The sequence below is a fragment of the Azospirillum sp. UENF 112521 genome, assembly GCF_058780665.1.
On sequence record NZ_JBSNCI010000001.1, the window covers coordinates 1 to 2,500 of the forward strand.

Consider the following 2,500-nt stretch of genomic DNA (forward strand, 5'->3'; position numbering starts at 1 on the left):
TGTATTGAGCGTCTCATGTGCCTGAGCGACCTGGCGGCGACCTACTCTCCCACGTCTTAAGACGCAGTACCATTGGCGCGGAGGCTTTTCACGGCCGAGTTCGGGATGGGATCGGGTGTTTGACACCTCGCCATGACCACCAGGTCACCGAGGCACAAGACCGACGCTGTTACCGAAAGCGCTTGATGCTTGTTCAGTGCAAGTGAGTTGAGGATGTATCGAACGGCGATGCGCTGGTCAAGCACTGCTTTCAAGCAGGCTTGCTGCTGCGCATGGCGCGGTTAGTGGTGTCGAGATCAAGCCGATCGAGCGATTAGTAAGGCTTAGCTTCAAGCATTGCTGCCCGTCCACATGCCTCCTATCGACGTGATGGTCTGTCACGGCTCTCAAGGGAGCTCTGGTTTAGAGGTGGGTTTCCCGCTTAGATGCTTTCAGCGGTTATCCCGTCCATACTTAGCTACCCGGCCATGCCACTGGCGTGACAACCGGTGCACCAGAGGTATGTCCATCCCGGTCCTCTCGTACTAGGGACAAATCCTCGCAAAACTCCGACACCCACGGCAGATAGGGACCGAACTGTCTCACGACGTTCTAAACCCAGCTCACGTACCACTTTAATCGGCGAACAGCCGAACCCTTGGGACCTGCTCCAGCCCCAGGATGTGATGAGCCGACATCGAGGTGCCAAACGACTCCGTCGATATGGACTCTTGGGAGTCATCAGCCTGTTATCCCCGGCGTACCTTTTATCCGTTGAGCGATGGCCCGTCCACGTGGAGCCACCGGATCACTATGGCCGACTTTCGTCTCTGCTCGACTTGTCAGTCTTGCAGTCAGGCGGGCTTATGCCATTGCACTCGACGAGCGATTTCCGACCGCTCTGAGCCCACCATCGCGCGCCTCCGTTACACTTTGGGAGGCGACCGCCCCAGTCAAACTACCCGCCATGCAGGGTCCCGGACCCGGATAACGGGCCACGGTTAGATGCCAGAGACTTCAAGGGTGGTATTTCAAGGTTGGCTCCACACGAGCTGGCGCCCATGTTTCCAAGCCTCCCACCTATCCTACACATGAAGTCCCTAGCACCACTGCAAAGCTGTAGTAAAGGTGCACGGGGTCTTTCCGTCTGACCGCGGGAACTCCGCATCTTCACGGAGAGTTCAATTTCGCTGAGTTGGTGTTGGAGACAGCGGGGAAGTCGTTACGCCATTCGTGCAGGTCGGAACTTACCCGACAAGGAATTTCGCTACCTTAGGACCGTTATAGTTACGGCCGCCGTTTACCGGGGCTTCAATTCAGAGCTTGCACTCCTCCTCTTAACCTTCCGGCACCGGGCAGGCGTCAGACCCTATACGTCGCCTTGTGTGGCTTCGCAGAGCCCTGTGTTTTTAGTAAACAGTCGCTACCCCCTGGTCTGTGCCCCCCGCCATGGCTTGCGCCACAACGGGGCCCTCTTCTTCCGAAGTTACGAGGGCAATTTGCCGAGTTCCTTCAACACCATTCTCTCAAGCGCCTGGGTATACTCTACCAGTCCACCTGTGTCGGTTTGGGGTACGGTCTATAAGGCGGGGCTATTTCCTGGAACCGGTCCACAGCACGATCAATCCGATAAGATCGTACACGCTTTCCAATCCGTCACCTCCGCCAGGCCCACGAATATTAACGTGGTTCCCATCGACTACGCCTTTCGGCCTCGCCTTAGGGGCCGGCTCACCCTGCGTGGATTAACCTTGCGCAGGAACCCTTGGACTTTCGGCGACAGTGTTTCTCACACTGTTTGTCGCTACTCATGTCAGCATTCTCACTTCCGATACCTCCAGGCGGCCTCACGGACACCCTTCGCAGGCTTACGGAACGCTCCGCTACCACGTGATCTGAAAGATCACATCCGCAGCTTCGGTACACGGCTTGAGCCCCGATACATTTTCGGCGCAGGCCGGCTTAACTAGACCAGTGAGCTATTACGCTTTCTTTAAAGGATGGCTGCTTCTAAGCCAACCTCCTGGTTGTCATGGCCTTCCCACATCCTTTCCCACTTAGCCGTGATTTGGGGACCTTAGCTGGCGGTCTGGGCTGTTTCCCTCTCGACGATGGACCTTAGCACCCACCGTCTGTCTGCCGCGCTCTGCTCACGGGTATTCGGAGTTTGGTTAGGTTTGGTAAGGCTCGCGCCCCCCTAGCCCATCCAGTGCTCTACCCCCCGCGGCAATACGCGACGCGCTACCTAAATAGCTTTCGCGGAGAACCAGCTATTTCCTGATTTGATTGGCCTTTCACCCCTAGCCACAGGTCATCTCCGACTTTTTCAACAGGCGTGAGTTCGGTCCTCCAGTGCGTGTTACCGCACCTTCAACCTGCCCATGGCTAGATCATCAGGTTTCGGGTCTAAAGCATGCAACTCGGTCGCCCTATTCAGACTCGCTTTCGCTGCGCCTCCACCTACCGGCTTAAGCTCGCTGCATACTCTAAGTCGCTGACCCATTATACAAAAGGTACGCCG

The 2,500-nt window shown here is 56.6% G+C and carries 2 rRNA genes (1 of these 2 cut by a window edge); both read right to left on the reverse strand.

Annotated features, from left to right (window positions below):
- Window positions 1-28: 28 nt before the first annotated feature.
- Window positions 29-144, reverse strand: a 5S ribosomal RNA gene (gene rrf, locus ACWPN8_RS00005).
- Window positions 145-292: 148 nt separating this feature from the next.
- Window positions 293-2,500, reverse strand: a 23S ribosomal RNA gene (locus ACWPN8_RS00010); it runs 540 nt beyond the window's last position.